Raw genomic sequence first — 26,622 nt, forward strand, 5'->3', positions numbered from 1 at the left:
AAACAGATTATAGTGCTGGATTGTCTTTTGTGCTTTCAGTATATTTATTAATTTTCATTCAATTGCTTTTTTCCAATACTCTGTCTTTGTTTATTGGATTCGTGTGTTTTGTGCTCGGTTTTTATACTTTATTTAAGTATGTGAGGTTAAATACAGTTATAGTTGTTTCAATATTTTCAGTCGTATTACTTCAGAATTTAATTTTAGCACTATTATCACCAATTTATCAATCATCAGTTTTGTTGAAGTTGGCCCTTAGTTTAAATTATTTTTATCCATTATATATACTCTTAATCTATCAATTAAGCAAAATTGATTTTTCATTTAAATTAAACTTAAGGTTGGTTAAGGAAAATCATTTATTGCATATTATATTTTTGATAATTGTTTACTTTTTTTATGGTCTATTTAAATCAAAGGATCTCGTTGCGAGTATATTGTATTTTAGAATGTTTACTTTAGGTATTGTATATTATTATATTGGTTATTATTTTAAGGGTTCGGTCAATTTTAATAAAGTAAATCGAGTAGTAGTTGTTTCTTTTTTTGTATTATTGATGCTCTTATTGGTTGAAAAGGTATTTCCTTATTGGTTCAATATTCTGATTAATGCAGATACTTTTAAAATATTAAAATATAATCTTTCAGAAAACACCCGTATAGATGAAATAGTTCGTTTAAGAGGATTTTTGAATTTACCTTTATTTAGAGAGTTAGGAGTATATACTATTAGAAGTGAATTTCCTTTTTTTCACCCAGTAAGTTTGTCTTATTTGTTTTTTTTCTATATGGTGTTTTTTTGGGAAAAAAGACAATATTTGCTGTCGTTAACTGTATTGCCAATACTCATTTTATTTCCCTCCTCAAAGGGGGAGTGGTATTAGCACTTCAGTTTCTTATTATAGTATTTATATCTTTGCTTTTGAAGAGAAGGCTTTCATTAGGTCAAATATTATTAATTATACTTCCTATTGTGGCTATTCAGATTTGGTATGGCTTTATCTCAATGAATGAGCATATTATTGGCTTTCTGGGTGGTGTAGGATCAGTTATTGATACTCCGATAGGAAAGGGGTTAGGTAATGTAGGTAATTTTGTGGTGTCAAGTACAAATGGTGATATAAACTATTTAGATACTTTTAAAACTGGGAAAGAAAGCGCTATAGGTGTTTTGTTTGCCAGCTTAGGTGTTTTTGGAGTATATTATATTGCTAAATTCTTTTTGTTTTTAAAAAGTATTTCCAACTGGTTGATGGATAGGGGGTATTATTTTTGGTGCTCAGTTATTTTAATATTTGTTAATGGAATTTTTCAAGAAGAAGCTTATTCAGCTTATGGCTTTGGGTTGTGTTTATTGTGGCTAGGCAGTTTAACAAGTAAAAGTAGGTGGGGTGAAAAATACTAATCAAATTTTTTATACATTTCTAAATCCATATTCTTACTTGTTAGTTAGAAAACAAGAATGGATAGCTAAACAATTTGATTTTTTTATTGATGGGGAATGGCTTTGCAAGTTTTTTCGTGTGTTTACTGCGACTAAACCTCAGCGGGTGAGCTTTGATATGACCTCTTTAGCGCCTGTTGTTTTTAAGGAGGCCGAAGAACGACATTTGTCAATTTACCTGATTGGTAGTAAAAATGATGAGATTGCTGGGGCTGTTCAAGAATTTAGACAGGCATTTCCAAGGGTAAAAATAGTGGGGTTTCGGGACGGCTATGTCAAAGGGATTGAAAAGGAAGTTTACGCTGAGATCTGTCGTGTCAGTCCTGATATTGTAATTGCAGGAATGGGAACACCATTTCAGGAACAGTTTTTGGTCGGTTTAGGGAAGTTTGGTTGGAAAGGGACGGGATTCACTTGTGGTGGTTTCTTCCATCAAACAGCCAAGGGAATCAATTACTACCCTAAATGGGTGGATCAATGGAACCTGAGGTGGGTTTACAGGATTTACGATGAGCCGAAGCTTTTCTGGAGGTATTTTCTGGATTACCCTAAGTTTGTTTTTGTTTTTATGTATGACCTGTTGTTTAACAGGTGGTGGAAAGAGAAAATTTTGTTAGATATTCCAAATGAAGTGGTTTAAATATTTCGGTATTTTGATTTTAGGGTTGCTGCAGACAGGTTTAGCAATTGGAAAAAGCGATAGCTTAGCTGTTTATGGTCAATCTTTTTTTGCAACTGGAAACTCGGACTTTTTACCCTTTTGGATTGCCTCTAACCGAAATGGAATTTTTGATTATTCTGAAGCTTACGGGGGAACAGCACTGTTAGGAGGACACTATGACCTTAGTTTGGGAGGTAAGTTTAGTGTCGAGGCGGGGCTTGAATTATTAGGTACCCTTCCATCGGGCAGCGCCAGAGTTCAGCAGGGATATGTTAACCTCAATATGGGAGCAATTACCCTAATGGGAGGAAAGCAGCATTTTACCCTAGGTATGGCCAATGAGAGATTGAGCAGTGGCTCCCTCATATACAGTAATAATGCCGCACCAGTCCCGAGAATAGGATTGGGGATATTCGATTATACGGGTGTCCCTTTTGTCGAAGACTGGCTGGAAGTTAAAGGTGGCGTAATGCATGCTTTTTTGGATGATGATCGTGGTGAAAGAGGCACTGATGCTCCTCAGATTCATGAAAAATTTGCATATATGCGTCTAAGTAAATTTAGGTTTAAACCCTATTTTGGCTTGGTTCATAGTGCATTGATGAATGGGACAAATCCTAACGGACAACCGATGACTTCAAATTATTGGGCTGTAGCTTTAAGAAGACCAGACCCCAATGGTAGTAATGCTGATCGTAATAATGTTGCAGGTGCGCATAGTGGTATAGTAGATTTTGGTTTTGATTTCGACTTTGATAGTGGAGCCACATTAAATTTCTTTTTTCAAAAGCCATTAAAGGATAAGCCGACATTAGATATTTTTGGACGAAATCAGGATTTCTTTACAGGGGTTACTTATCTCACAAATAAGAAAACCCTGGTGTCGGGAGTGAATATTGAGGTGATGAAAACCACTTATCAGAGTGGAGCTGGTACGCCGGATCCTGTAGTTGACGGGAAATATGTTCACATTCCTTCACAAATTGCCCCTGATCCGGAAAAGTATATGTACGATAATTTTGGTATTGTCGCGCCGGGAATAACGACGAGTGAGGTAATAGCATTTCTTGAGGATGAGGTGAATTATGGTCATGAGTTTGGAGGACGGGCGAATTACCTTAATAATCAGGACTACTATATGGGGTGGACTTATCACGGAAGAGCAATGGGGCCCGCATTATTTACCACCGTTGATCAGGTGAAGATGTTTATTCCTGACTTTGATGATTCCTGGGACTTTTATTTTGCGAATAACCGGATATTTTCGACCCACTTCGCTGTTGAGGGGTGGTTGAGTCCTAAACTATATTATCGAGCTAAGTTTACAAATTCTCAGAATTATGGAAGTTACGCGGGCTTAAACCAGGGAAGGTTTAGTTGGGAAAGCATGAATCCCGATTCTGACTATGAGTATTTTTTCGAAGATGGGTTGTCTCAAAATTATACACTTATTGAATTCAATTACGATTTGAATCCAAAGCTTAACATAGGAGCAGGAATGGCCTATGATTTTGGTGAAATGTATCATAACTTTGGAGCTATATTGTCTTTGAAATATTCAGTAGGATTAAGGTAGCGTAAATGAGATTCGGAAAATTTCTAAAAGAGGTTAAGTTATTCGGGGATTTATTGTTCTTGAACCTCTTTTACTTACTGGGAAATATGTTTTTCCAGTATCAATATGGGGATGTAGGGGTTGAGGAGCATTCCTATGGCTTTTTGTTATTGGTGTATAACTTCTCCTGGTTATTTGCCTCCATCTTTTTAAAGATTCATGATACAGCAAGGAGTATAGGGATTGAGCGGGTTTTTTCCAGATTGCTGAATGCCTTAATTGTATATCTTTTAGTGGTTTTCGGCGTTTATGGTTTGAATGTGGTAAGCCTGCCCCCGAACTATATATTTGTAACTTATCTGTTTACTTCATCCGGAATCAGCCTTTTCCATATGGGCTTTATCGTTTTCCTGAAGTATTATCGAATTTTAGGCTATAACTACAAGAACGTTATAGTGATTGGTAATGGTGAAGTTGCGGAAGATTTAAAATCTACCTTTAAACTACGACCGGAGCTAGGTTTTCGAGTATTGAACGTATTTAGCGCTAAGGAAATTGAAAGTCAGTTTTCTGAAAGTTGGCTGGAATACTTGATTAGAGAAGAGGTTCAGGAGATTTTTTGTAATTCAGGAGCACTGGAGGAAAGGATTTTAGAGCAAATCATTGACTTTGCGGATGATAACTTAATCACCGTGAAAGTAATCCCGGATTTCAGAGGTTTTGAATTCAAGGGGATGGAAGTACAGTTATATGATCATGTGCCTGTGATTAAATTAAGTCCACATCCCTTTGATGATCCCATAAACCAGCTTTTAAAAAGGATTTTTGATGTCACTTTTTCCCTCGCTTTTTTGTTAACTATCGGGATTTGGTTATTTCCCTTGATTGGTTTGTTAATCAAACTGGAATCTCGAGGCCCTGTATTTTTTAAACAGAAAAGGGGAGGAGAAGGAAATCGACCTTTTGAAGTATTAAAGTTTCGATCTATGAAACTTCATGATGATCAAAAAGTCAAGCAAGCCACCAAAGGTGATTCAAGAATTACGAAAATCGGCGCTTTTATTCGTAAAACCAGTATTGATGAGCTTCCGCAATTCATTAATGTTTTAATGGGGAATATGTCTGTTGTGGGGCCGAGACCACATGCTGTGCAGCATAATGCGGAGTATCGCCCATTAATTGAAAAATTCAACCAGAGACATAAAGTGAAGCCTGGGATTACAGGTTTAGCGCAAGCGAAAGGTTTAAGAGGAGAGACGGAGACGGTGCAAATGATGGCGGACCGTGTGAAGATGGATCGTTTTTATGTAGAGAATTGGTCTTTCTGGTTTGATCTGAAGATTATTTTGATGACGGTCATTTCTATGGCTGGCGGAGAAGAAAAAGCCTATTAATGATATTTGTCATTAGTTTTTTTTAGCGATTTGGTAATTTTCGCCAAATTAGATTTTTAAACAAATCAACCACCATGAAAATAGCCGTAGTTGGTACAGGTTATGTAGGTTTGGTATCCGGAACTTGTTTTGCTGAGACAGGGGTGGATGTTACCTGCGTAGATATAGATGAAAACAAAGTGGAAAAGATGAAAAATGGGGTAGTGCCCATTTATGAGCCTGGGCTCGAGTTGCTTTTCCATAGAAATATTGAGCAAGGTCGTTTGCACTTTACCACTTCCTTGGAAGAGGGGATTAAGGATGCAGAGGTGATCTTTTTAGCATTGCCAACGCCTCCGGGTGCGGATGGTGCTGCGGATTTGAAGTATGTATTGCAGGTAGCCGATCAGCTGGGACATATTTTGGATCATTATGCGGTGATTGTAGATAAGTCTACGGTACCAGTAGGAACCGGAGAGAAGGTGCAGGCCGCTATTGCTGCAAATGCAAAAGTGGATTTCGATGTAGTTTCCAATCCGGAATTTCTACGCGAAGGAGTTGCGGTAGATGATTTCATGAAGCCGGATCGCGTGGTGATCGGTTCTACTTCAGAGAAAGCGGCCAAGATCATGGATCGCTTGTATCATCCATTGGTGCGTTCGGGTAACCCAATTATCCATATGGACTTGCGTTCTGCGGAATTGACCAAATATGCGGCCAATTCTTTCTTAGCGACCAAAATCACTTTTATGAATGAGATTGCAAACATGTGTGAGCTTTTGGGTGCAGATGTGGATTTGGTGCGTAAGGGTATTGGTACAGACAGCCGTATTGGTAAGCGTTTCTTGTTTGCCGGTATTGGTTACGGTGGATCTTGTTTCCCGAAGGATGTTTCCGCTTTGGCAATGTCTGCAGGTGAAGTGGATTACGATTTCCGTATTCTAAAGGCGGTGATGGATGTGAACCATGGTCAGAAGACGAAGTTGATCTCTAAAGTTTCGCAGTACTTTGATGGTGATTTGAAAGGAAAGAAGATTGCCCTTTGGGGATTGGCATTCAAACCCGAGACGGATGATATTCGTGAGGCGCCAGCCTTGTACAATATCGAAGCCTTATTGGATGCAGGTGCAGAAGTGGTGGCTTATGATCCCGAAGCAATGGAGAATGTTCAGGGGTATTGGGAGACAAAATCACTTTCGCTAAAGATGCTTATGCTGCATTGGAAGGCGCTGACGCTCTGATGATCATGACGGAGTGGCAATTGTTCCGTACTCCTAACTTTGAGAAGATCAGAACAAGCCTGAATAATCCGGCGATCTTTGATGGTAGAAACTTGTATGATGTAAATGATATGCGTCAGCAAGGATTTTATTATGTATCGATTGGTCGAGAGGTAGCGAAATAATAATTTCCTATCACCTATAAAAAACCTCCTGAGTAGTTCTCAGGAGGTTTTTTTATATCCGCAGTTTTCTGTTTTTTTTAAATTCTATGATTAGTTTAACTTAGTAAATAAAATTAGGTTAATATTCTTTCCCAAGCTGTAATATGGAGTTGAACTTTGATAGATTCCGCCTGTCTTTTGCTCGCCTGGATGCGCAGTGGGTGAATTTCCAGAAAATAGATAATACTTTGCCTGTAATAACCCAAGAGGCGATTCGCGAATCGGTGATTCAACGTTTTGAGGTTTGTTACGACTGTCTCTGGAAGGTATTGAAGAAATATATGATTAATGAATTGGGCGTAGCCGAAGTGCCCAATAGCCCCAAACCAATTTTGCGCTTGGCGAACGAAAATGGCTTGTTGGAGGGGGATATGGAGCGGTGGATGAAGTATGCCAATGCCAGGACTTACACTTCCCATGATTATAGTGGGGCAAAAGCAGAAGATGCTTTAAAACTGATTGAATTCTATATTGACGATGCAAAGCAATTATTCGAGAAGATGACAGGAGAAAAATGGAAGTAAGGGATTTGGATCTATCGGCGAAAGATTTGGGAATACTTCAATCTATCTTGAATCAATATTTTCCTGATGCACAGGCTTGGGCCTATGGCAGCAGGGTGACCGGGAAAGCGAGACCTGGCTCTGATTTGGATGTCGTGGTTTTGGTACCTTGTGCTTCCCCAGCTTTTTATGAAATGCGGGAAGCTTTGGCGGAGAGTGATATAAGTGTTCGGGTAGATTTATTTGTCTGGGGAGAAATTCCAGGACAATTTCAGGAACAGATCAAGGAAGCTTTTTTTATTTTACAATAGTTCGATGTTATGGAAGAATTAAGATGGAAACAAAGATTTGAAAATTATCAAAAGGCTTTGTCGTATCTGGAATTGGCTTTAGATAAAGAAGATGTCGATGAGGTGACCAGAGCCGGGATAATACAATTTTTTGAAATGACTTTAGAGTTGGCATGGAAAACGATGAAAGATTTGCTGAATGAGGAAGGCTTTGAAGTCAAAAGTCCGCGGGAAACCATCAAGCAGTCCTTACAATATGGCATGATTGAGGAGGGGCACTTATGGCTGGATGCTTTGCAAAAGCGAAACTTAATGGCACATACCTATGATCAGGCTTCGGCGGTTGAGGCGGAAGATTTGATCAGAAATGAGTATTACCCATTGATGTTGGCATTACAATCTTATTTAGAAAATAAATGAAATCTTCAGGTTTAAGAGATACGGATTTAGCTTGTATTTTCAAGGCAGCAACGGGATTTCCGGAAATTGAGCGCATTTTGCTATTTGGATCCAGAGCGCTGGGAACCCATCGAAAATGGTCCGATGTGGATTTGGCAATATTCGGGTCTGCGGTAGATCTTGATGTGGTGGCGAATTTTAAATTTCAGTTGGAGGAAGAATTGCCCTTGCCTTATTTTTTTGATGTGGTGAACTATCAAAAGCTTAATAACCCTGCGCTGAAAGAACACATTGACCAATATGGCAAGGAAATATACAATAAGCGGGAGGCTGGATTTTAACAGGGGGTGAATAAAAGAGCGTCCGGCTTAGGGATAGAGGCAGCGGCGCAGCCGTTTGTTTGAGCTCTTTTTTGCAGCCTAAATGCGTAGCGGCTCGCAAAAAAAGCGAGTGCCGAAAGCCCGACCGACGTCAGGAGGGAAGCCCCAAAAGAAAGCCATGAATCTTTTCTGTTGCAATTTCAACAAAAAGATTCATGACTTGCATTTTTTGTACGTAATTTAGTGCAGAAAAGAAGGGGTGTTAGAATCCAAGTACAAGGAATCCCGGGTTCAACAAGTTCTCCTTATTATAAGTAAATTCCGTTTCTTCCGTATTGCCGATATACATTCTGGCACCTGCGGCTAAAACAACAGCCTGTCCGGCAGCGGTATCCCATTCCATGGTCGGGCCGTGGCGGTAATATAGATCTGCCTTTCCTTCGGCCACCATGCAGAATTTTAAAGAGCTCCCCACCGACATTTCGTCTGTAACGCCATATTTGTTCAACACTTCCTCTTCCTCAGGGGAGGCATGAGAAGCAGAGCGTACCGCAATACGGTTTTCCGCTTTTTGGTTTACTTTTAATGCTTCAGCTGGCGCATCTCCTACTTGTTTGAAGGCTCCTTTTCCGGCTTGTCCATAATACATGGTATCGGTTACCGGGGTATAAACCACGCCCATAACCGGCTTGCCATTTTCAATTAGGGCGATATTGACGGTGAATTGGCCGTTGCGTTTGATGAATTCCTTGGTACCATCCAATGGATCGACCAAAAAGAAGGTCTCCCATTTGGAGCGTACTTCATAAGGGATATCTTTTCCTTCTTCGGAGATGATGTGCGTTTCAGGATAATTTTTTCTAAGCGCTGCAACGATCACCTCATTGGCCGCCTGATCCGCTAAAGTCAATGGAGAATCGTCTGCTTTATAATCCACCACATTGGCCTGATTCGGGTCGTGATAGATTTTTAGGATAGCCGCTCCGGCAGCCTTGGCGATAGGTAAGAGTTGTAGTATGTCCATATTTAATATTTTTCTGCTCAAATATTATTATTAAGGGCAAATTGCATATAATAATTGGGAATAATTTAAAAACGTTGTCAATTTGTCCACGTTATAAAATTTGGCTAAAGAAAGTAAATTGTCATGTAATAATCGCATGAAGTTTTAGGGCTTTCTTTAACGAATAAATATTGTAGTTTTGCATATTCATTTGCACTTCATCTAATTTTATGAGCGACAATCATATATATCCTATTTTTGATACCATTCTTCAGCCGGCTGATAAGGAAAAACTTTTGGGTCAAAAGGCCAAGGTTTTCTGGATGGTGGGGCTGTCGGGATCCGGCAAGAGCACTTTGGCCAGAGCTTTGGAGAATGCATTGCATGAAAAAGGATATAAGACCATGTTATTGGACGGTGACAATTTGCGTACCGGTATTAACAATAATTTAGGGTTTTCACAGGAAGACCGTACTGAAAATATCCGCAGGGCGGCGGAAGTCTCCAAACTTTTTGCCAGCAGTGGTTTAGTGACCATCTGTTCATTGATTAGCCCGACGGCCGAAATTCGTCAAATGGCGAAAAATATTATTGGGGAGGATTGGTACGAGGAGGTATTTATTGAATGTCCGTTGGAGGTATGTGAGCAGCGTGATGTAAAAGGACTTTATGCCAAGGCACGAGCAGGCGAAATTAAGGATTTTACCGGCATCAGCTCTCCTTTTGAAGCACCGGAAAATGCCGATATTGTGGTGAATACTGCTGAGCATGAGTTAAATGAAAGTCTGGACTTGTTGGTGAATTTTGTTGAGGCTAAAATCAAGACTTCCTAATCCAAAAAGAAATAATCATTTGATATGAATTCATATAATTTAACACACCTGAAAGCCCTAGAGGCCGAAGCTATTTACTGCCTTCGAGAGGTAGCGGCGCAATTTGAAAATCCAGCCTTATTGTTCTCCGGCGGTAAGGATTCAATCGTGATGGCCTATTTGGCAAAGAAAGCCTTTTACCCAGGGCGCGTTCCTTTTCCATTGGTGCACGTGGATACAGGGCATAACTTCCCGGAGACGATTGAGTTTCGTGATAAATTCGTGAAAGATATTAATGCTACTTTGATCGTAGGGTCTGTTCAGCAGTCGATCGATGAAGGAAAAGTAGTAGAAGAAAAAGGGTTTAACGCTTCCCGTAATGCTTTGCAGACGGTGACTTTGTTGGATACGATTGAGTCCAATAAGTTTGATGCCGCATTGGGTGGAGGTCGTCGTGATGAGGAAAAGGCGCGTGCAAAAGAGCGTTTCTTCTCTCACCGTGATGATTTCGGTCAGTGGGATCCTAAAAACCAGCGTCCGGAATTGTGGAGCCTGTACAATGGCCGCAAGCACATGGGAGAGCACTTCCGCGTGTTCCCAATTTCCAACTGGACGGAAATGGATATCTGGCAGTATATTTTGATGGAGAACATTGAGATCCCATCGATTTATTTCTCTCATGAGCGTGAGGTATTTGAGCGCGATGGGGTGATTTATGCTGATTCCGACTTTATGAATAAAAGGGATACCGAGAAGGTAGAGAAGCGCGTGGTACGTTTCCGTACCATTGGTGATATGAGCTGTACCGGAGCGGTAGAGTCCAGTGCTTCCACTTTGGAGGATATCATCAATGAGGTAGCAGCAGCTCGTACAACAGAGCGCGGTACTCGTGCGGATGACAAACGTTCGGAAGCAGCGATGGAGGATCGTAAGAAGCAAGGTTATTTCTAGGCCTTATTCTCTGATCAATTTTTAAACCTTTTATCCCCGGGCAAACAGCCCCTTATTTTACGAAAAATGGAAAAGCATAATAATTCTGCTTATTTAAATATGGAATTGCTGCGGTTTACAACTGCAGGTTCTGTGGATGATGGTAAATCTACTTTGATCGGTCGTTTGCTATACGATTCAAAGTCCATCTTCCAGGATCAAATGGATGCGGTAGAGGAGTCTTCCCGCCGTCGTGGTGATGAGAATGTGAACCTGGCCTTATTGACAGACGGTCTTCGCGCAGAGCGTGAGCAGGGGATCACCATTGATGTAGCCTACCGTTATTTCGCTACGCCAAAGCGTAAGTTTATCATTGCGGATACGCCGGGTCATATTCAGTATACCCGTAATATGGTGACGGGTGCTTCTACAGCGAACTTGGCGATCATTTTGATTGATGCCCGTAAAGGGGTTATCGAGCAAACTTGCCGTCATACATTTATCGCTTCTTTGTTGGGGATTCCTCACATTGTGTTCTGTGTGAACAAAATGGACTTGGTGGATTACTCAGAGGAGCGTTTTCAGGAAATTAAGGCCGAAGCAGAGGCTTTTGCAGCCAAATTGAAGGTGAAAGATTTCCACTTCTTGCCAATCTCCGCATTGGAAGGTGATAATGTGGTGAATCGTTCGGAGAAAACGCCTTGGTATGAAGGTCCCACCTTATTGTATTTATTGGAAAATATCCACATCGCTTCTGATGAGAACTTGATCGATTGTCGTTTCCCGGTTCAGTATGTGATCCGTCCTCAGTCGAATGAATTCCATGACTTCCGCGGTTATGCAGGAGAAGTTGCCGGTGGTGTGTTCAAAGTAGGCGATGAGGTGGCGGTATTGCCATCGGGCTTTACTTCTAAAGTGAAGACCTTAGAGTTGAATGGTGAGCAGTTCGAGGAAGCTTTCGCAGGAATGGCGGTGACCATGACTTTGGAAGATGAAATCGACATCAGCCGTGGTGATATGATCGTTCGCGTGAACAACCAGCCGGAGTCTACTCAGGATGTAGAGGCGATGATCTGTTGGATGAACGAGAAAGGGATGACTCCTGGTGGTAAATATGCCATTCGTCACACTTCTAGCGATGCTCGATGCATGATAAAAGAGGTGCAGTACAAAATGGACATCAATACCCTTCACCGATTGGAAGATGACAAGCAAATTGCCATGAACGATATCGCCAAGGTGAAATTGCGCGTGACGAAGCCATTGTTTGTGGATAAATATGAGACTAACCGTCACACCGGTTCTTTCATCCTGATTGATGAAGCGACCAACGTGACTGTAGCGGCAGGAATGGTACTTTAATTCCTTCCTAAATAATATTTCAAAAGCCCGGGATTTTAGGATTTCGGGCTTTTTCATTTTTTAGATCATTAGGTTATGCATGTATCCTTAGAAAAATTTTTTAATGATATTTCTCCAGAGCTTTTGGAGACAGCCGACGATATGTTGCAAAATGGTCAGTTGGTCAGCCTGACGAAGACGGAGGAGGATTGGTATTGTGGGGAGGTTGCAGAAGGTAGTCAGGAGTATCAGGTAGGTTTCAAAATAAGCCCCGAAGGGTTTATCAGTAATTTACGATGTGACTGTCCGGACCAACAGCATGTTTGTAAGCATATCGCGCTGCTGGCGAATGTACTCCAGGAAAACTCCCTGGATTATAGGTTGAGTTCCCGGGAAAAGGGCTGGGAAGCGCTGATAAAAAATGCCGACCGGAAGAAGCTGGAGGCGCTGGTATTGGATTTTGGAAGACGACAAGCCGATTTTCGGAACTTTGCGAAGCTAAAATTACAAGGGGCGGGGGAGGAAATCATTTCTGATCAAATTCCCTATTATCGCCAACAGATAGGGGAAATTTATGATCGGCATAAATATAAAGGCTATATCGATTATCAGGCGAGCTTTCGGGTGAGTGAGGAACTTAACCAATATGAAAAGTTGGCTTATGATTTTTTGGGATCAGGACATTGGAATGAGGTTTTTTGTATTTCAGCGGCTATCGTTATGGAAGGAATCACTGCGATGGGGGGAATCGATGATTCTTCGGGTAATTGTGGCATGGGGATAGAAATGGCGCTGGAGGATATTGGCAAAGTACTGGAAAAAACCAAATCGAAAAATTTAAGGAAAAAAGTAGGCCTTTGGCTTTATGACCAGCTTCAGGATTCTGCCTATGGAAATTATGGTTGCTTTGATGATCAAATGTATGAGTTGTATCAACAAGTGGTTGCGGAGTTTGGGGAGGATGAGATTGAAAAGCAATATCTGGATTACAAAATTGGGCAGCTGAAGGGAAATCCCCAATCTCAAAATTCAAAAGTGCTCTATCAACTTCTGCAAAAGCAATACGATGTATTTCAAAAGGAGGGTAGAACGGCAGAAGCGGATCAGCTGATTGTAGATCATTTGCAGTTTGATGAATTTCGTCAAATTCGGATAGGGAAGTTGATGGAGGACAGTCTTTTTGAGGAGGCAGAGGTATTGTTAAAAGAAGGCATTGCTTTAGCACAGGAAAAGGAGGATGACGAATGGGTGAGAAAATGGCAATTGGCCTTGCTGGATTTGTTTTCACAGATTGGGGACATGAATAAATCCATCCAATTGTTAAAGTTCATGTATTTGGCGGATCCGGTATCATTGGTTTATTACCGAAAGTTGAAGAAGCTGGCTGGGGAAGAAAGCTGGCCTTTGCTTCGCAATGAATTGATGTTTTCTATCATGAATGACAAAAGGTGGGAGGTGGAATGCAAAGGTGAACATTCCTTTCATTATCCTTTGGCCAATGTTTTTGCTGAAGAGCAAATGTTTCGGGAACTGTTTGAATTAGTGAAATCTTCAATGGATATGGCAATCGTGATGAAATATACCCCGCCATTGAAAACTCCGTTTGGAGAGGAGTTGAAGATCATTTATCGAAAAGCGATAAAACAAATGGCCAAGCAAATGGGGCGGCCGGCCTATGAAACCTTAGCGGCTTATCTGGATAATCTGGCTACCATAAAAGGGGGATAGAGGAAGCGAGAGCGCTAAGGGAGGCTTTGGTGAAACAATATAAAACCAGGCGGGCAATGAGGGAGGAGTTTGAAAAGCTTCCTTGGTAGGCATGGATAGGTTTTATTAAGTCAAATTGATTTGAAGTGGTATTTTTTATAAGGCATGGTTTGGGACAGTCCGCATAAAGAATGGTGGGTATTTTTTGCCACGAATGACTCCATTCTAATATCAGTGGGATTGCTTCCTATTAGACACTTGACATACCACTACAGCACTTTCCACAACAATTTACCGGCCTTGATCAATTGGCGGAAAGGCATGGGTGCTGCTTCCGAAGGAGAAGACCTTATAGCGTTATTTCCACTACATAATATTCTATTCTTGATATGGTACAAATAACGCCTTGAGGGGTTCCGGAAGCAGTATCCATGGCTCGCCAGAATTGATCACAGCCTTGATTTTTTTGTTTCGTTTTTTATCAAGAAAAAATGAAAAAAGAGCTTGTTACATTTATTGATAAATGAAGTTTGTTTTTGGCTTCAAATTTCTTCCAATGAGCTTTAACAGTGACTTTTAAAAGATAAGGAAGTTGCGAACAAATTATAGGGGATTTAAGAGCGGACGCTCCTTCGATTTTGGGTCTTAGCGAGGACGCAAAAACCAGTGGTGGCAAAGTGTCGCTCTGATGGGAAGTGGTTGTGAGATTTTTTGCCACGAATTTTCACGAACGATTCTATTCTAATATCAGTGGGACGCTTTCCATTAGATGCTTGTCACCCCAATACAGCACCTTCCATTACAACCTTTCGGCCTTGATCAATTGGCGGAAAGGCATGGGTGCTGCTTTCGAAGGAGAAGACCTCATAGCGTTATTTCCACTACATAATATTCTATTCCTGATATGGTAAAAATAACGCCTTGAGGGGTTCCGGAAGCAGTATCCATGGCTCGCCAGAATTGATCACCGCCTTGATTTTTTTGTTTCGTTTTTTATCAAGAAAAAATGAAAAAAAGGAGTAATGCATGCATGAATATTAGCAGCCTGTTTTTGGCCTCATATTTCACCCAATGAGCTTTAGAATTGACTTTCAAAAGATAAGGAAGTTGCGAACAAATTATAGGGGATTTAAGAGCGGACGCTCATTCGATTTTGGGTCTTAGCGAGGACTCAAAGACCAGTGGTAGAAATCAGTGGCGGCAAGGTGTTGCTCTGATGGGAAATGGTTGTGAGATTTTTTGCCACGAATGCCGCTAATTTTCACGAATGATTCTGTTCTAATATCAGCGGGATTACTTTCCATAAGATGCTTGTCACACCACTACAGCACCTTCCACAACAACCTACCGGCCTTGATCAATTGGCGGAAAGACATGGGTGCTGCTTCCGAAGAAGAATACCTCATAGCGTTATTTCCACTACATAATATTCTATTCTTGATATGGTACAAATAACGCCTTGAGGGGTTCCGGAAGCAGTCTCCATGGCTCGCCAGAATTGATCACAGCCTTGATTTTTTTGTTTCGTTTTTTATCAAGAAAAAATGAAAAAAAGGAGTAATGCATGCATGAATATTAGCAGCCTGTTTTTGGCCTTATATTTCACCCAATGGACTTTAGAATTGATTTTCAAAAGATAAGGGAGGAGGGAACAAAGTATAGCGGATTCATGAGCGGACGCTCATTCGATTTTGAGTCTTAGCGAGGACGCAAAGACCAGTGGCGGATCATTCAAAGCCTGCGTCATTTGTGCTAAATCATGAGAGGGTAAGGTGGCTAGGAGCGGGAAGTAGCTCAGCCATGCGGCGGGCAGTGCCCCGCCCGGCCGAGGGATACCGGCATTGTTGGAGCTCCTTTTTGTCCTTTGGAGCCAAAACTACAAAAAGAGCGACTGCCTGTAGCCCGGTGCGGAGGGCACCGAAGCACGGCCCCTCAAAAAAATACAAGATCATGATTGGTGGATATCTGAAATGAGGACTTTCTGAGTTGGAAAGTGAAATATTTTGGAGCCCCAAGGTTTAAGCTTGTGAGCCTTTTAATTTTTATTTCCAAGGGGTTTGATTAATTTTGTGACCTTAAATTGGAATATGTACCGGCCATTTGGGCCGTCAATGATAGATGATCTATGAAAGAGAAAGTTGAAGAACTCAAAAAGGAGATCGAAGGCTATATTGTAGGTACTGCCGAGGAATTGGAGCAGTATAGAATGAAATTCATCAGCCGTAAGTCGGTAGTGGGTGACCTTTTTAATGATTTGAAGTCTGCGGATGCAGAAATCAAGCGTGAAATGGGCCGTACCCTGAATGAATTGAAAAACCTTGCACAGGACAAGTTTAAGGAGTTTGTCAGTGATTTGGACAATAAGGCGACGGATCAGAAATTGGAGAGTGTGCCGGATTTGACTTTGCCTTCAGCGGCAGATCAGCTGGGTGCTCAACACCCGATTTTGGCGACCAAGGCCCGCATTATTGAGATTTTCGAGCGAATTGGTTTTAACCTTTCCGAAGGGCCGGAAATCGAGGATGATTGGCATAACTTCTCGGCATTGAACTTCCCGGAGAATCACCCGGCGCGTGAGATGCAGGATACTTTCTTTATTGAGCGTGATCCGGATATTGCTTTGCGTACGCATACTTCTTCGGTGCAGGTACGCGTGATGGAAAATGAGAAGCCTCCGATTCGTACTTTATCTCCGGGCCGCGTGTACCGTAATGAGGCAATTTCTGCTCGTGCGCACTGTGTGTTCCATCAGGTGGAGGGCTTATACATTGATGAGAACGTTTCTTTCAAGGATTTGAAGCAGACGCTTTATCACTTCGTGAAAGAGCTTTTCGGTAAGGATACAAAGATCCGTTTCCGTCCGTCATTCTTCCCATTTACAGAGCCTTCTGTGGAGGTGGACATCTCTTGTAATATTTGTAAGGGTAAAGGATGTAACATCTGTAAGTACACTGGATGGGTAGAAATTGGTGGCGCTGGTATGGTAGATCCAAATGTATTGAAAGCATCCAATATTGATCCGGAGAAATATTCCGGTTTTGCTTTCGGTATGGGTATTGAGCGTATTACGATGCTGCTTTACCAAATCAATGATTTGAGGCTGTTTACGGAAAACGATGTTCGCTTCCTGAAGCAGTTTAAAAATATAAAATAAGCTTTTGGCTTATATCTGGAAGGCATCAAGAGTATTTTTGATGCCTTTTTTCTTCCCTCATTAACCTGCTTTTTTATTTACCCAACAAAAAGAAGCAATGCGACAATTTTTAACTCTTTGCACTTTAGTGCTGCTCATGGCTTGTTCGGATTCCTATGAAGGGCCGAGATTACCTTATAAACATGTGGATGTCACTGTGACGGGTTTGCAAACAGATCCTACGCTTAACCAGCCCAATGGTTATAAATACGTGTCCGGTGGTTTAAAAGGTATCGTGGTGATTAACTTTGGCGGTGGGACTTACCGAGCCTTTGATCGTCACTGTTCTTTGGTTTTAGAAGATGATGGCTGTGTACAGGTCAGTGTTGATGGGGATACGAATTATACTCAACTAGTGGATCCTTGTACAGAATGTGGATCCCGATTTGGGAGGGATGGCAGTTATATTTCCGGTCCTGCATTATATCCCTTACTGGAATATCGGGTGACCGTCGAAAGCCCGAATGTTTTGCGCATTCAGAATCTGTAACAGACAGGATGCCTCAAAAAAAATCCCCTTCGAGAATATGTCGAAGGGGATTTTTTTATTTCTTGCTGGCATTGAAGAGTTTTTCTTTTTCTTCCTTGGTGAGGCTTTCATAGCCACTTTCGGAGATTTTATCAAGTATGGAATCAATTACTGCCTGATCCACTTCAATATTGCCACTGGCCTTGGCATTGTATCGATAATTGGTTTTGTATTCCGCTTTGTGCGTGACCTTTATTTTGGAAGGACGCTTAAACAAATTGCTGAACTTTCTGCCAATACCGGAAAACCAGTTTCCGAAATCGATATTATGCCGGTTGATATTACTCATGTAAAGAAAGCCAATAGCAGCTCCTGCCAAATGAGCAATATTACCACCCGCATTACCACCTGTGGAGTTGGCCAGAGAAAACACTACATATACCGCAGCAATGTATTTGATGGCCACAGAACCAAAGAATAGCAGGTTAACTCTGTAATTCGGGACCAGGGCTGCAGCCCCTACCACTATAGCGTATACCCCAGCGGAGGCCCCCAACATTTTACTACCAGCAACATCTCCCGCAAAATAGGGAAGCGTGTTGTAAAGTAATAGGTAGAAAAGTCCACCGGCCACTCCCCCTAAGATGTATAAGGTAATCACTTTTCCGGGTCCCTTAAACTCCATGATGATATTCCCGAACCAATACAGGAATAACATATTGAAAAGCAGGTGAAAAGGGGCTTCATGAAGGAAAAAATAAGTGAAGAGTGTCCAGGGTTTATACAAAAACTGGTGGATGTCCGCAGGGATCATCAGATAGGACATCATCTCCAGATAAATCTCTCGAAATCCCGCAAAAGTCATAATGACTTTTGTTAATAGCACTGCGAAAAATACAGTGACATTAATCAAAATTAATTGGATTAGACCGTTGTTTGGCCGGTTCCAGGTGCTTTTAAAATCGTTGAATATACCGTTCATTCTTGTGCTCAGTCTTACTAAAGAATTAACGAAAAATTAAGGGGTCGGTTTGTACTACCGGCCAAGCTTTAATAAAAATTGCCATGTTGCTTTTTCCACTGGCGAAGGATGAGGTAGCCTACCAACATGCCGGCAATGTGGGCAAAATGCGCTACATTGTCTCCGGGGCGTTGAGAAACCCCTGACAGAAACTCGTAGGCGCCATAGAACATCACCAGGTATTTAGCCTTTATCGGGATTGGCGGAAAGAGTAACATCAGTTGCATATCTGGGAATAATAGGCCGAAAGCCAGAATAATTCCAAATATAGCACCGGAAGCACCAACGAGTAAAAACTGATCTCGGGCATTGCTATAAGCTTCAGAGATTTGATAAACCAATTGTTTACTCTGCGCTTCAAACTGGCTGCCGCCACCCTGTTCTGCATACTCATATTTGAAGTCGCGCAGGGCCCCGATTCTCAGGTATTGGTCCGCATGGCGTTCCAATACATTGATCACATCCGTAAAATCAGCGGTAGTGGGGTGTTCAATTTTCTGGTAATGCTGCAGGCTGTTTTTAACATATAGGGTTTCTAATCCACCGGAGCCCGCATACAGCACTCCTGCTCCAATGCCGCAGGCCATATAGTAAACCAAAAACCTTTTAGACCCCCACACTTGCTCTAATAGCGGCCCAAAGATAAACAAGCCAAACATATTTGAGAAAAGGTGCCAGAAACCTCCATGTAAAAACATATAGGTAACAATCTGGAAAGGAAGGAAATAGGTGCTATTGATGTATCTTAAGGCGCCATAATTGGTGACGCCGGGAAGGATATATTCTGCCAAAAAGTACACCGCTGCATTAATGATCAGCAGGTTTTTCACCATGGGAGTGATTCTTCCGAACATATAGGGTTATTTAAAGAATGAAAAATGACCTGTACTAAAGCGAACAAGCACAGGTCAAATGTAAATAATAATATTTATAAAATAATGTCGATACCAGACGCTTAAGCATTCTTGTACGAATTATTGAAATAAATCGCCAATTTTATCGCCGTCCAGTACGGAAAAAGTTTTCTGCCCATTGGGGGCGTAATTGGGGTTAGCGCAGGCAAAAAGCTGCTCAAGCAGATTACGCATTTCCTCCTCTGTTAGGCGGGTCCCACTTTTGATGGAAGATCTTTTGGCAATGGCCCGGGCAATATTGTCCTGACGGTTCAGGGAAAGATCCTGCTGATTTTGTTTGTACTGTTCCAGTAGCCCTTCGAAAAGCGCCTGCTCTCCAGAGCCCTGGGTGTTGCAGTCAGCAGGAATGCCATTCAGGCTGATGACATTGCCCTCTTTCAGGTCAAAGTCAAATCCCAGATGGCGGATTTCTTCCTCCAGGTCCAGCACCAGATTGTAGTCCGCCACATTGAGCGGAATGCTTTGTGGAAACAAAAATTGCTGGGAGGAACCGGTTTTGGTCACCAGGGTGGCCGCATATTTTTCGTACAATACCCGCTCATGGGCCGCCTGCTGATCAATCAGCATCAGACCGGTGTTGGACGATACCCCGATATAGCGATTTAATACCTGAAAAGGATGTTGGATCTCTTCGGTATCCAGAAATTCCGAACTCAGGCGGTCACGCTTCCGCATTTGGTTGGCGGCACTTTCAAAGGTGATGCTTTGCGGGCTGCTAGTACTAGAAGCTGGGCGAGAATAAGAGACAGGTCGTTCCGCGCTTTTTTGAACCACCTCCGGCATAGGGGCATAATCATCCCGCTTGCCCTCTGCTTCGAAAGATTTTTCCCAGCTGCTGCTATTGGCTTGTGAGCGGAAGATATTGTTTTCCTTAACCGCAGGCTTAGGCTCACTTTGCTGTCCCAGGGATTGTATAAAGGAGGCAGCCTCCTGGTCACGAGCTTGGATCGGAGTGTCATCCTTGCCTTTGGTAGAAATCATTTCCTGATCCAACTCTTCCGGGCTGGCATCTATATTCAGCAAAGGCGTAAAGTTGACATTGCTGTCAAAATCCAGGGCCGGTGCCAGATGATGCGAGCCAATGGCCTGACGAACGGTAGCCTGTAAAATGGCATAGACCGTTTTTTCATCATCAAACTTAATCTCTGTTTTGGTGGGGTGAACGTTGATGTCAATCTGCCCCGGATCCATCTCCAGAAAAATGACATAAAAAGGAAAGCTGTCCTTATTCAGCAGCCCTTCGTAGGCATTGGTGATGGCATGGTTGAGGTAGCTGCTTTTTATAAAGCGGTTGTTGACAAAGATGAATTGTTCTCCCCGGGTTTTCTTAGCGCCTTCCGGCTTGCCCACATAGCCGGTGATTTTCAGATTGGGAACCTCCTCCTCCAGAGGCACCAACTGACGGCGGTGGTTTTTACCAAAAATATTGACGATCCTCTGGGAAAGCTTGCTTTTGGGTAATTTGAACACCTCCCGATCATTCAGGTTCAGGGAAAAGCCTATTTCCGGATGCGCCAGGGCTAATCGTTGGAAATCATCAATAATGTGCTTTTGCTCTACCTGATTACTTTTCAGGAACTTTCTTCTGGCCGGCACATTGTAAAATAAATTCTTTACGGCAAAAGATGTTCCCTGAGGGGCTGCCACAGGATTTTGCTCTTTGAATTCCGATCCTTCATTGAGAATCATCGTGCCTACCTCATCAATCTCCTGTTTGGTTTTCAGCTCTACCTGCGCTACCGCGGCTATGGAGGCTATGGCCTCACCACGAAACCCCATGGTTTGGATGGAAAACAAGTCCTCAGAAGTACTGATCTTGGAAGTGGCATGTCGCTCAAAACTCATGCGGGCATCGGAGGGGCTCATGCCTTTGCCATTATCGATTACCTGAATAAGTGATTTTCCGGCATTTTTGATGATCACCTGAATTTCATTAGCACCGGCGTCAATGGCATTTTCCATCAACTCCTTCACCACGGAGGCCGGACGCTGTACTACTTCCCCGGCAGCGATCTGATTGGCCAGTGCATCGGGAAGTAATTTAATAATATCTGACATGCAAATTTAAACCTTTGAGGTAGGGAATAGAATGGGAAATTATAAAATGCCTTTTACTTTCATGTAAATATAAGCAGCAATAAAGATTCCGAAAAAATATAAGGCCCAATCTCCGTAGAACCAGTAAATCGCCATGGTAACGGTTAAGCCCACTACCATCAGTCCCTGTGCCATTCCGGCTTTGGGGCTGGTGGCCTTGCCCCGGCTGCGGTCAAAGCCCGCTCGAATATTAGCGGAATAGCGGTCTTTGTCACCATCCGCTTCCTCCTTCATTTGAGATGCTACAACTCTTCTCCTTTCCTCTACATATTCCTTAACCGGATCATAGTAGCGAGGCTTAATATGGAATTGTTGATGTTTCGGAGTTTTGAAGAGTGATGGAAGTCTCATAATTTTTTTTGTTTGATGAGCGTAATGCAAATTTAATGATTTTGATTTAAACCGTAATCATCGCATTTTCGCTTCTGACGTAAAATTAGCGGATTATTCATTTTTGGTCAAAGTCTGAACCCCTCGATGAGAAAAAAAGTTAGTGTCTTCCTCCTTAGTGCCATTTTTTTATTAAAATTTATTGCGCAGGGGCAATCCAATATTTCCCAACATTGGGCCGATAGTGTTTATCAGGCCATGACGCCCGAGCAGCGCATAGGTCAGCTGTTCATGGTGGCGGCTTACTCTAATAAAGGGAGTGAAGAAAAAAAGATGATAGAACGTCTTATTCGTGACTATCATGTGGGTGGCCTGATATTTTTTCAGGGTGGCCCGGTGCGGCAGGTGAATTTACTGAATCATTATCAGCAAATGGCCCAAACCCCCTTGTGGGTAGGGATGGATGCCGAATGGGGCGTATCCATGCGACTGGACAGTGTGCCGTCTTTTCCAAGGCAAATGACTTTGGGGGCATTACCCAATGGTCAATTAGTGGAGGAAATGGGAGCCTTGGTGGCGGAACAGTTTAAGCGACTGGGCATGCAGGTGAACTTTGCGCCGGTGGCGGACATCAATGTGAATCCGGCAAATCCGGTCATTGGCACCCGGTCTTTTGGGGAGAAAAGCTCCAATGTGACCCAAAAATCACAGGCTTACGTCAATGGGATGCAGCGCAATGGAGTGATGGCCAATGCCAAGCATTTCCCCGGTCATGGAGATACCGGAAAAGACTCTCACTATGCCTTGCCCGTTATTCCTTTTGGACGCACCCGACTGAATGAGGTGGAGCTTCAACCCTTCCGCAGCCTGATTCAGGGAGGTGTACAGTCGGTAATGGTGGGGCATTTGCAGTTGCCGCTGATCGACGATCGTCCCAATAGGCCGGCATCATTATCGGATAAAGTGATTAAAGGCATCCTTCGTCAGGATTTACGATTCGATGGGCTGGTCTTCACCGATGCGCTGAATATGGGAGCTGTGGCCAAAAACTTTGAGGTAGGACAAGCCGAGGTGCAGGCACTGGTGGCCGGCAATGATGTCTTGCTTTTTCCTTCTAATGTGCCGAAAGCCATTGCCGCCATTCAGGATGCGCTAAAGGAAGGGGTTTTGGATTCCATCCAGCTGGAGACGAGTGTAAATAAAATTTTAAGGGCCAAGGCCGATTATGGATTGAATAATTTTCAGCCTTTGTCCACTGTTGGTCTGGCGGAGGCCTTAAACACCCCTGCGGTGAAGGCTTTAAGATTTAAAATGTATGAGGAGGCCGTCACATTAGCGACAAACCGGGACGATTATTTGCCCATTCAGGTCCTGGATACGACCCAATTTGCTTATTTGGCCTTGAATAGTAAATCTCCTAAAGTGAAACTGGACGAATACCTGAACCGATACGCCGATGTGGAAAGTATGGCCCTGGCTCCCAAGAGTAGTTTGGAACATATCCGAAAGGTGGAGGAGAAGTTGTCGAAATATGAAGTGATTGTGGTGGGGATTCATGGGATGAACAATTCCTCCAAAAGCAGGTATGGTATCCACCGGGAGCAGCAGCTGCTGATAGAGCGCCTGCAGCAGAAAGGACATCAGGTGATTACCGTAGCTTTCGGAAATCCATATGCTTTGGAGTACCTAACGCCCATGCATCATCTGATTTGCGCCTATGATGAGGTGGAAGAAGCCTATCAGGCGGCCGCGGCTTTAATCTTTGGCGCGATTCCAGCCAAAGGTAAATTACCCGTTTCCGCAGGGGTTTTATTTCCTGCCGGTACAGGCCTGGGAACTCAATATTTGCGAAGGTTGCGTTCAGGGACACCTGAGATGGAAGGCATGAACCATCAGGTACTGGATAAAATTGACTCTATCGCTCAGCGTGCCATGGCATTGAAAGCGACTCCGGGCATGCAGGTGTTGGTGGCTCGTAACGGAAGAATTATTTTTGATAAGGCCTATGGCTATCATACTTATAATAAAAAGAAAAAGGTCAGAACCACCGATTTGTATGACTTGGCCTCCGTAACAAAAGTAGCCGCCACGAATCAGGTGATGATGTACCTGTACGGACAGGGCCTGGTGGATATTGATAAAAAAGCCTCCGCCTATCTGCCGGAGCTAAAAGGAACGAATAAAGAAAATATGATCCTCCGGGATATCTTGGCCCACCAGGCAGGCTTATTCGCTTATTATCCTTTTTGGGATTCCACCATGGTGGATAAAAAGCCTAATCCCCAGTTTTATTCAAAGGTGCAAAAAACCAACTACCGGGTGCCGGTGTCATCAGGGCTATATGCCCTTAATCACTTGCCTGATTCCCTTTGGGCCTGGGCTGTGCAAAGCCCCCTGCGCCAAAAACCGGATAATCGCTTCAACAAACCCTTCAATTACCGATATTCGGATATTGGCATGTACATGATGTATGAGTTGAGCTGCGATATTTTGAATCAGCCCATGGAGGAGTTTGTGGAAAATCAGCTTTATGCCAGTCTTGGGGCTACTTCTTTAGGTTTTCGTCCCAAAAACAGGGTGCCGGCTTCCCGGATAATTCCTTCGGAGAAAGATACTTATTTTCGAAACACCCTCCTGGCCGGAGATGTGAATGACCCCCATGCGGCCATGCATGGAGGTGCCTGGGGGCATGCCGGGCTGTTCGGAGATGCGCTTGACTTAGCCAAGGTGATGCAGATGAATTTGCAGGGCGGCTATTATGGAGGCATCCGCTATTTTTCTCCTCAGGTAGTGGAGGAGTTTACGAAGCAACAATATCGGCAGAACCGAAGAGGGCTGGGCTGGGATAAACCCCATTTGGAGAGAGCCCGCAAGAGTTCAGCAAGTAAGTATGCCAGCCGTGATTCTTATGGTCACTCCGGATTTACCGGTACTTTAGTTTGGGCAGATCCGGAATATGAATTAGTTTATATTTTTCTGTCCAACAGGACTTACCCAACATCCAGAAATAATAAATTATTGAAATATAACATTCGACCAGCCATACATGATCTGGTCTATGAATCGATAAACGATCGAACCGTAACAGACCAATACTTAAAGGAACAGACACCATGAAAATAGGAATAGTATGTTATCCGACCTATGGAGGTAGTGGAGTAGTGGCCACAGAACTGGGAAAAGCCCTTTCGATTGAAGGACACGAAGTGCATTTTATTACCTACTCCCAGCCTCGTAGATTAGACTTTTTCAATGAGAATTTATTTTACCACGAGGTCGGTATCCGCTCTTATCCTTTGTTTAAATACCCACCCTATGAGTTGGCCCTGGCCTCCAAGCTGGTGGATGTCGTCAAGTATGAGCAGCTGGATATTTTGCATGTACATTACGCCATTCCCCACGCTTCGGCCGCTTTTATGGCCAAGCAAATTTTGGCAGAAGAGGGCATCTTTATTCCTGTGGTAACTACCCTGCACGGGACTGATATCACCTTGGTGGGAAAAGATGCCACCTACGCTCCGGTAGTGACTTTCAGTATCAATGCTTCCGATGGAATTACCTCTGTTTCTGATGATCTGAGAAAAGACACCTTTTCACATTTCAATATCAAGAAAGAAATAGAGGTGATTCCGAATTTTATAGATTTGGCCCGCTTCAAAAAGCAACCCAAGGAGCATTTCAAAACCGCTATCTGTCCGCATGGGGAGAAGCTATTGGTGCATACCTCCAACTTCAGAGCGGTGAAAAGGGTGAATGATGTCATCCGGGTATTTGATAAGGTGCGAGCAGAAATCCCCTGCAAGCTTTTGATGGTGGGAGATGGGCCGGATCGTCCGGAGGCGGAGGCGCTTTGTCGGGAGTTAGGCGCTTGTGCGGATATCCGCTTCCTGGGAAAGCTGGATGTGGTGGAAGAAGTGCTGTCCGTGGCAGACTTGTTCATCATGCCTTCCGAGAAAGAATCTTTCGGACTGGCGGCATTGGAAGCGATGGCCTGTGAGGTGCCGGTGATCACCTCCAATGCCGGAGGAATTCCGGAGTTGAATAAACATGGGTATTCCGGATTCTTGTCAGATGTAGGGGATGTGGAGGATATGGTGAAAAATGCTTTAACCATCCTGAAAGATGAGAATTTACCTACCTTCAAAGCCAATGCCCTGGCCAGAGCAAAGGAATTTGATATTTCCAATATTCTGCCGAAATATGAAGCTTATTATGAGCAGGTAATGGAAGCCTTTAAAAATAAAGTATCTTAATGCAGGGGAGATTTTTTCTCCCTTTTTTCATAATTCAAAAGCCGTGATAAAAGCAGTAATATTCGATATGGATGGCTTGCTGATAGATTCAGAGCCACTGTGGCGGGAAGCCATGATTGAGATTTTTAATAAGGTGGGCGTGCCCATGACCTGGGAGAGTGCTCAGCAAACCATGGGCTTGAGAACTGATGAAGTGATCGCCTATTGGTACCGCAAATACCCCTGGGAAGGCAAAAGTCAGGAAGAAATAAAAGAAGAAATCCTGCAGGAAGTGGACCGTTTGGCCTGGGAAAAGGGTGAAACCCTGCCCGGGGTTCATCAGACCATCGCTTTTTTCAAAGAAAAAAAGCTGCCTATGGCCCTGGCTTCTTCTTCTCCTATGCAATTGATTACCTCTTTCGTTAAAAAGATGGGCATAGGAGCGCATCTCCAAATATTACGTTCGGGCATGCAGGAGGAGTACGGAAAGCCGCACCCTTCCGTATTTATTAGTACCGCTAAGGAATTAGGTGTCCATCCGGATGAATGCCTGGTATTTGAGGATTCCTTCCATGGATTGGTGG

At 43.0% G+C, this 26,622-nt stretch carries 22 protein-coding genes and 1 pseudogene; 18 read left to right on the forward strand and 5 right to left on the reverse strand.

What is annotated here, in order from left to right; all coding sequences use genetic code 11:
• The first annotated feature begins 799 nt into the window (after window positions 1–799).
• The 9 genes and pseudogenes from NG22_RS17025 to NG22_RS17065 all read left to right on the forward strand — a co-directional run bounded on the left by NG22_RS17025 (window position 800) and on the right by NG22_RS17065 (window position 8,010).
• Window positions 800–1,405 (forward strand): hypothetical protein, encoded by a 606-nt coding sequence (locus NG22_RS17025; protein ID WP_157601186.1) that lies wholly within the window; start codon window positions 800–802, stop codon window positions 1,403–1,405.
• Window positions 1,392–2,084 carry a WecB/TagA/CpsF family glycosyltransferase gene (locus NG22_RS17030; protein WP_072159147.1) on the forward strand — a complete coding sequence of 231 codons (693 nt, stop codon included), beginning with the start codon at window positions 1,392–1,394 and terminating at the stop codon, window positions 2,082–2,084. Before NG22_RS17025 ends, NG22_RS17030 begins: the two co-directional genes overlap by 14 nt.
• Complete coding sequence (locus NG22_RS17035; RefSeq protein WP_053406811.1) at window positions 2,071–3,681, forward strand: capsule assembly Wzi family protein; 1,611 nt, start codon at window positions 2,071–2,073, stop codon at window positions 3,679–3,681. Before NG22_RS17030 ends, NG22_RS17035 begins: the two co-directional genes overlap by 14 nt.
• A 5-nt stretch (window positions 3,682–3,686) precedes the next feature.
• Window positions 3,687–5,054 carry an undecaprenyl-phosphate glucose phosphotransferase gene (locus NG22_RS17040; protein WP_053406812.1) on the forward strand — a complete coding sequence of 456 codons (1,368 nt, stop codon included), beginning with the start codon at window positions 3,687–3,689 and terminating at the stop codon, window positions 5,052–5,054.
• A 74-nt stretch (window positions 5,055–5,128) separates the two neighbouring features.
• Window positions 5,129–6,438: pseudogene (locus NG22_RS17045) on the forward strand (UDP-glucose/GDP-mannose dehydrogenase family protein).
• A gap of 143 nt (window positions 6,439–6,581) precedes the next feature.
• Window positions 6,582–7,001: an HI0074 family nucleotidyltransferase substrate-binding subunit gene (locus NG22_RS17050; RefSeq protein WP_053406813.1), complete on the forward strand. Its 420-nt coding sequence runs from the start codon at window positions 6,582–6,584 to the stop codon at window positions 6,999–7,001.
• Window positions 6,992–7,291 carry a nucleotidyltransferase family protein gene (locus tag NG22_RS17055; RefSeq protein WP_053406814.1) on the forward strand — a complete coding sequence of 100 codons (300 nt, stop codon included), beginning with the start codon at window positions 6,992–6,994 and terminating at the stop codon, window positions 7,289–7,291. The genes NG22_RS17050 and NG22_RS17055 overlap by 10 nt, the downstream gene beginning before the upstream one ends.
• A 9-nt stretch (window positions 7,292–7,300) precedes the next feature.
• Window positions 7,301–7,690 carry a nucleotidyltransferase substrate binding protein gene (locus NG22_RS17060; RefSeq protein WP_053406815.1) on the forward strand — a complete coding sequence of 130 codons (390 nt, stop codon included), beginning with the start codon at window positions 7,301–7,303 and terminating at the stop codon, window positions 7,688–7,690.
• On the forward strand, window positions 7,687–8,010 hold the full coding sequence (locus NG22_RS17065; protein ID WP_053406816.1) for a nucleotidyltransferase domain-containing protein: 324 nt from the start codon (window positions 7,687–7,689) through the stop codon (window positions 8,008–8,010). The genes NG22_RS17060 and NG22_RS17065 overlap by 4 nt, the downstream gene beginning before the upstream one ends.
• Window positions 8,011–8,251: 241 nt before the next feature.
• On the opposite strand, the gene cysQ is transcribed toward NG22_RS17065, so the two are convergent.
• The gene (gene cysQ / locus NG22_RS17070; RefSeq protein ID WP_053406817.1) at window positions 8,252–9,013 is read right to left on the reverse strand and encodes a 3'(2'),5'-bisphosphate nucleotidase CysQ; all 762 of its coding nucleotides are present in this window, start codon (window positions 9,011–9,013) and stop codon (window positions 8,252–8,254) included.
• 209 nt (window positions 9,014–9,222) lie between these two features.
• Here cysQ and cysC point away from each other — a divergent pair, with 209 nt between their 5' ends.
• The 6 genes from cysC (at window position 9,223) to NG22_RS17110 (ending at window position 17,465) form a co-directional block, all read left to right on the forward strand.
• On the forward strand, window positions 9,223–9,825 hold the full coding sequence (cysC, locus tag NG22_RS17075) for an adenylyl-sulfate kinase (RefSeq protein ID WP_053406818.1): 603 nt from the start codon (window positions 9,223–9,225) through the stop codon (window positions 9,823–9,825).
• 24 nt (window positions 9,826–9,849) lie between these two features.
• Window positions 9,850–10,755 carry a sulfate adenylyltransferase subunit CysD gene (cysD, locus tag NG22_RS17080; RefSeq protein WP_053406819.1) on the forward strand — a complete coding sequence of 302 codons (906 nt, stop codon included), beginning with the start codon at window positions 9,850–9,852 and terminating at the stop codon, window positions 10,753–10,755.
• A 66-nt stretch (window positions 10,756–10,821) separates the two neighbouring features.
• Window positions 10,822–12,096, forward strand: coding sequence for a sulfate adenylyltransferase subunit CysN (gene cysN, locus NG22_RS17085; protein ID WP_053406820.1), 1,275 nt, complete (start codon window positions 10,822–10,824; stop codon window positions 12,094–12,096).
• Between the two features lie 75 nt (window positions 12,097–12,171).
• Window positions 12,172–13,803, forward strand: a complete 1,632-nt coding sequence (locus NG22_RS17090; RefSeq protein WP_053406821.1) for a hypothetical protein — start codon at window positions 12,172–12,174, stop codon at window positions 13,801–13,803.
• A gap of 2,104 nt (window positions 13,804–15,907) precedes the next feature.
• Window positions 15,908–16,936: a phenylalanine--tRNA ligase subunit alpha gene (locus NG22_RS17105; protein ID WP_053406824.1), complete on the forward strand. Its 1,029-nt coding sequence runs from the start codon at window positions 15,908–15,910 to the stop codon at window positions 16,934–16,936.
• Window positions 16,937–17,033: 97 nt separating this feature from the next.
• Window positions 17,034–17,465, forward strand: a complete 432-nt coding sequence (locus NG22_RS17110; RefSeq protein WP_157601189.1) for a hypothetical protein — start codon at window positions 17,034–17,036, stop codon at window positions 17,463–17,465.
• Window positions 17,466–17,520: 55 nt separating this feature from the next.
• On the opposite strand, the gene NG22_RS17115 is transcribed toward NG22_RS17110, so the two are convergent.
• The 4 genes from NG22_RS17115 to NG22_RS17130 form a co-directional block, all read right to left on the reverse strand.
• The gene (locus NG22_RS17115; RefSeq protein ID WP_253275709.1) at window positions 17,521–18,309 is read right to left on the reverse strand and encodes a rhomboid family intramembrane serine protease; all 789 of its coding nucleotides are present in this window, start codon (window positions 18,307–18,309) and stop codon (window positions 17,521–17,523) included.
• Window positions 18,310–18,494: 185 nt separating this feature from the next.
• Window positions 18,495–19,319: a rhomboid family intramembrane serine protease gene (locus NG22_RS17120; RefSeq protein ID WP_053406827.1), complete on the reverse strand. Its 825-nt coding sequence runs from the start codon at window positions 19,317–19,319 to the stop codon at window positions 18,495–18,497.
• Window positions 19,320–19,439: 120 nt separating this feature from the next.
• Complete coding sequence (gene mutL / locus NG22_RS17125) at window positions 19,440–21,437, reverse strand: DNA mismatch repair endonuclease MutL (RefSeq protein ID WP_053406828.1); 1,998 nt, start codon at window positions 21,435–21,437, stop codon at window positions 19,440–19,442.
• A 39-nt stretch (window positions 21,438–21,476) separates the two neighbouring features.
• Window positions 21,477–21,827 carry a hypothetical protein gene (locus tag NG22_RS17130; RefSeq protein WP_053406829.1) on the reverse strand — a complete coding sequence of 117 codons (351 nt, stop codon included), beginning with the start codon at window positions 21,825–21,827 and terminating at the stop codon, window positions 21,477–21,479.
• Between the two features lie 126 nt (window positions 21,828–21,953).
• On the opposite strand from NG22_RS17130, the gene NG22_RS17135 reads away from it, so the two are divergent.
• From NG22_RS17135 to hxpB, 3 genes are all read left to right on the forward strand, one after another.
• On the forward strand, window positions 21,954–24,923 hold the full coding sequence (locus tag NG22_RS17135) for a glycoside hydrolase family 3 N-terminal domain-containing protein (RefSeq protein ID WP_053406830.1): 2,970 nt from the start codon (window positions 21,954–21,956) through the stop codon (window positions 24,921–24,923).
• A complete protein-coding gene (gene bshA / locus NG22_RS17140) occupies window positions 24,920–26,059 on the forward strand; it encodes an N-acetyl-alpha-D-glucosaminyl L-malate synthase BshA (RefSeq protein WP_053406831.1) in 1,140 nt (379 codons plus the stop codon). Before NG22_RS17135 ends, bshA begins: the two co-directional genes overlap by 4 nt.
• A gap of 43 nt (window positions 26,060–26,102) precedes the next feature.
• Window positions 26,103–26,622, forward strand: a 520-nt coding sequence (gene hxpB, locus NG22_RS17145; protein WP_157601191.1) for a hexitol phosphatase HxpB, incomplete at its 3' end; no start/stop codon positions are given.

The sequence above is a fragment of the Persicobacter sp. CCB-QB2 genome (genome assembly GCF_001274635.1).
Taxonomy (GTDB): Bacteria; Bacteroidota; Bacteroidia; order Cytophagales; family Cyclobacteriaceae; genus Persicobacter; species Persicobacter diffluens.

Bases quoted from the DNA above. Each gene is read 5' to 3' on its own strand.
- NG22_RS17035 (WP_053406811.1), top strand. From the start codon at position 2,071: ATGAAGTGGTTTAAATATTTCGGTATTTTGATTTTAGGGTTGCTGCAG.
- NG22_RS17040 (WP_053406812.1), top strand. From the start codon at position 3,687: ATGAGATTCGGAAAATTTCTAAAAGAGGTTAAGTTATTCGGGGATTTA.
- NG22_RS17110 (WP_157601189.1), top strand. From the start codon at position 17,034: ATGCGACAATTTTTAACTCTTTGCACTTTAGTGCTGCTCATGGCTTGT.
- NG22_RS17115 (WP_253275709.1), bottom strand. From the start codon at position 18,309: ATGACTTTTGCGGGATTTCGAGAGATTTATCTGGAGATGATGTCCTAT.
- NG22_RS17105 (WP_053406824.1), top strand. From the start codon at position 15,908: ATGAAAGAGAAAGTTGAAGAACTCAAAAAGGAGATCGAAGGCTATATT.
- NG22_RS17065 (WP_053406816.1), top strand. From the start codon at position 7,687: ATGAAATCTTCAGGTTTAAGAGATACGGATTTAGCTTGTATTTTCAAG.
- cysQ (WP_053406817.1), bottom strand. From the start codon at position 9,013: ATGGACATACTACAACTCTTACCTATCGCCAAGGCTGCCGGAGCGGCT.
- mutL (WP_053406828.1), bottom strand. From the start codon at position 21,437: ATGTCAGATATTATTAAATTACTTCCCGATGCACTGGCCAATCAGATC.
- cysD (WP_053406819.1), top strand. From the start codon at position 9,850: ATGAATTCATATAATTTAACACACCTGAAAGCCCTAGAGGCCGAAGCT.
- cysN (WP_053406820.1), top strand. From the start codon at position 10,822: ATGGAAAAGCATAATAATTCTGCTTATTTAAATATGGAATTGCTGCGG.
- NG22_RS17055 (WP_053406814.1), top strand. From the start codon at position 6,992: ATGGAAGTAAGGGATTTGGATCTATCGGCGAAAGATTTGGGAATACTT.
- cysC (WP_053406818.1), top strand. From the start codon at position 9,223: ATGAGCGACAATCATATATATCCTATTTTTGATACCATTCTTCAGCCG.
- NG22_RS17090 (WP_053406821.1), top strand. From the start codon at position 12,172: ATGCATGTATCCTTAGAAAAATTTTTTAATGATATTTCTCCAGAGCTT.
- NG22_RS17060 (WP_053406815.1), top strand. From the start codon at position 7,301: ATGGAAGAATTAAGATGGAAACAAAGATTTGAAAATTATCAAAAGGCT.
- bshA (WP_053406831.1), top strand. From the start codon at position 24,920: ATGAAAATAGGAATAGTATGTTATCCGACCTATGGAGGTAGTGGAGTA.
- NG22_RS17130 (WP_053406829.1), bottom strand. From the start codon at position 21,827: ATGAGACTTCCATCACTCTTCAAAACTCCGAAACATCAACAATTCCAT.
- NG22_RS17135 (WP_053406830.1), top strand. From the start codon at position 21,954: ATGAGAAAAAAAGTTAGTGTCTTCCTCCTTAGTGCCATTTTTTTATTA.
- NG22_RS17120 (WP_053406827.1), bottom strand. From the start codon at position 19,319: ATGTTCGGAAGAATCACTCCCATGGTGAAAAACCTGCTGATCATTAAT.
- NG22_RS17050 (WP_053406813.1), top strand. From the start codon at position 6,582: ATGGAGTTGAACTTTGATAGATTCCGCCTGTCTTTTGCTCGCCTGGAT.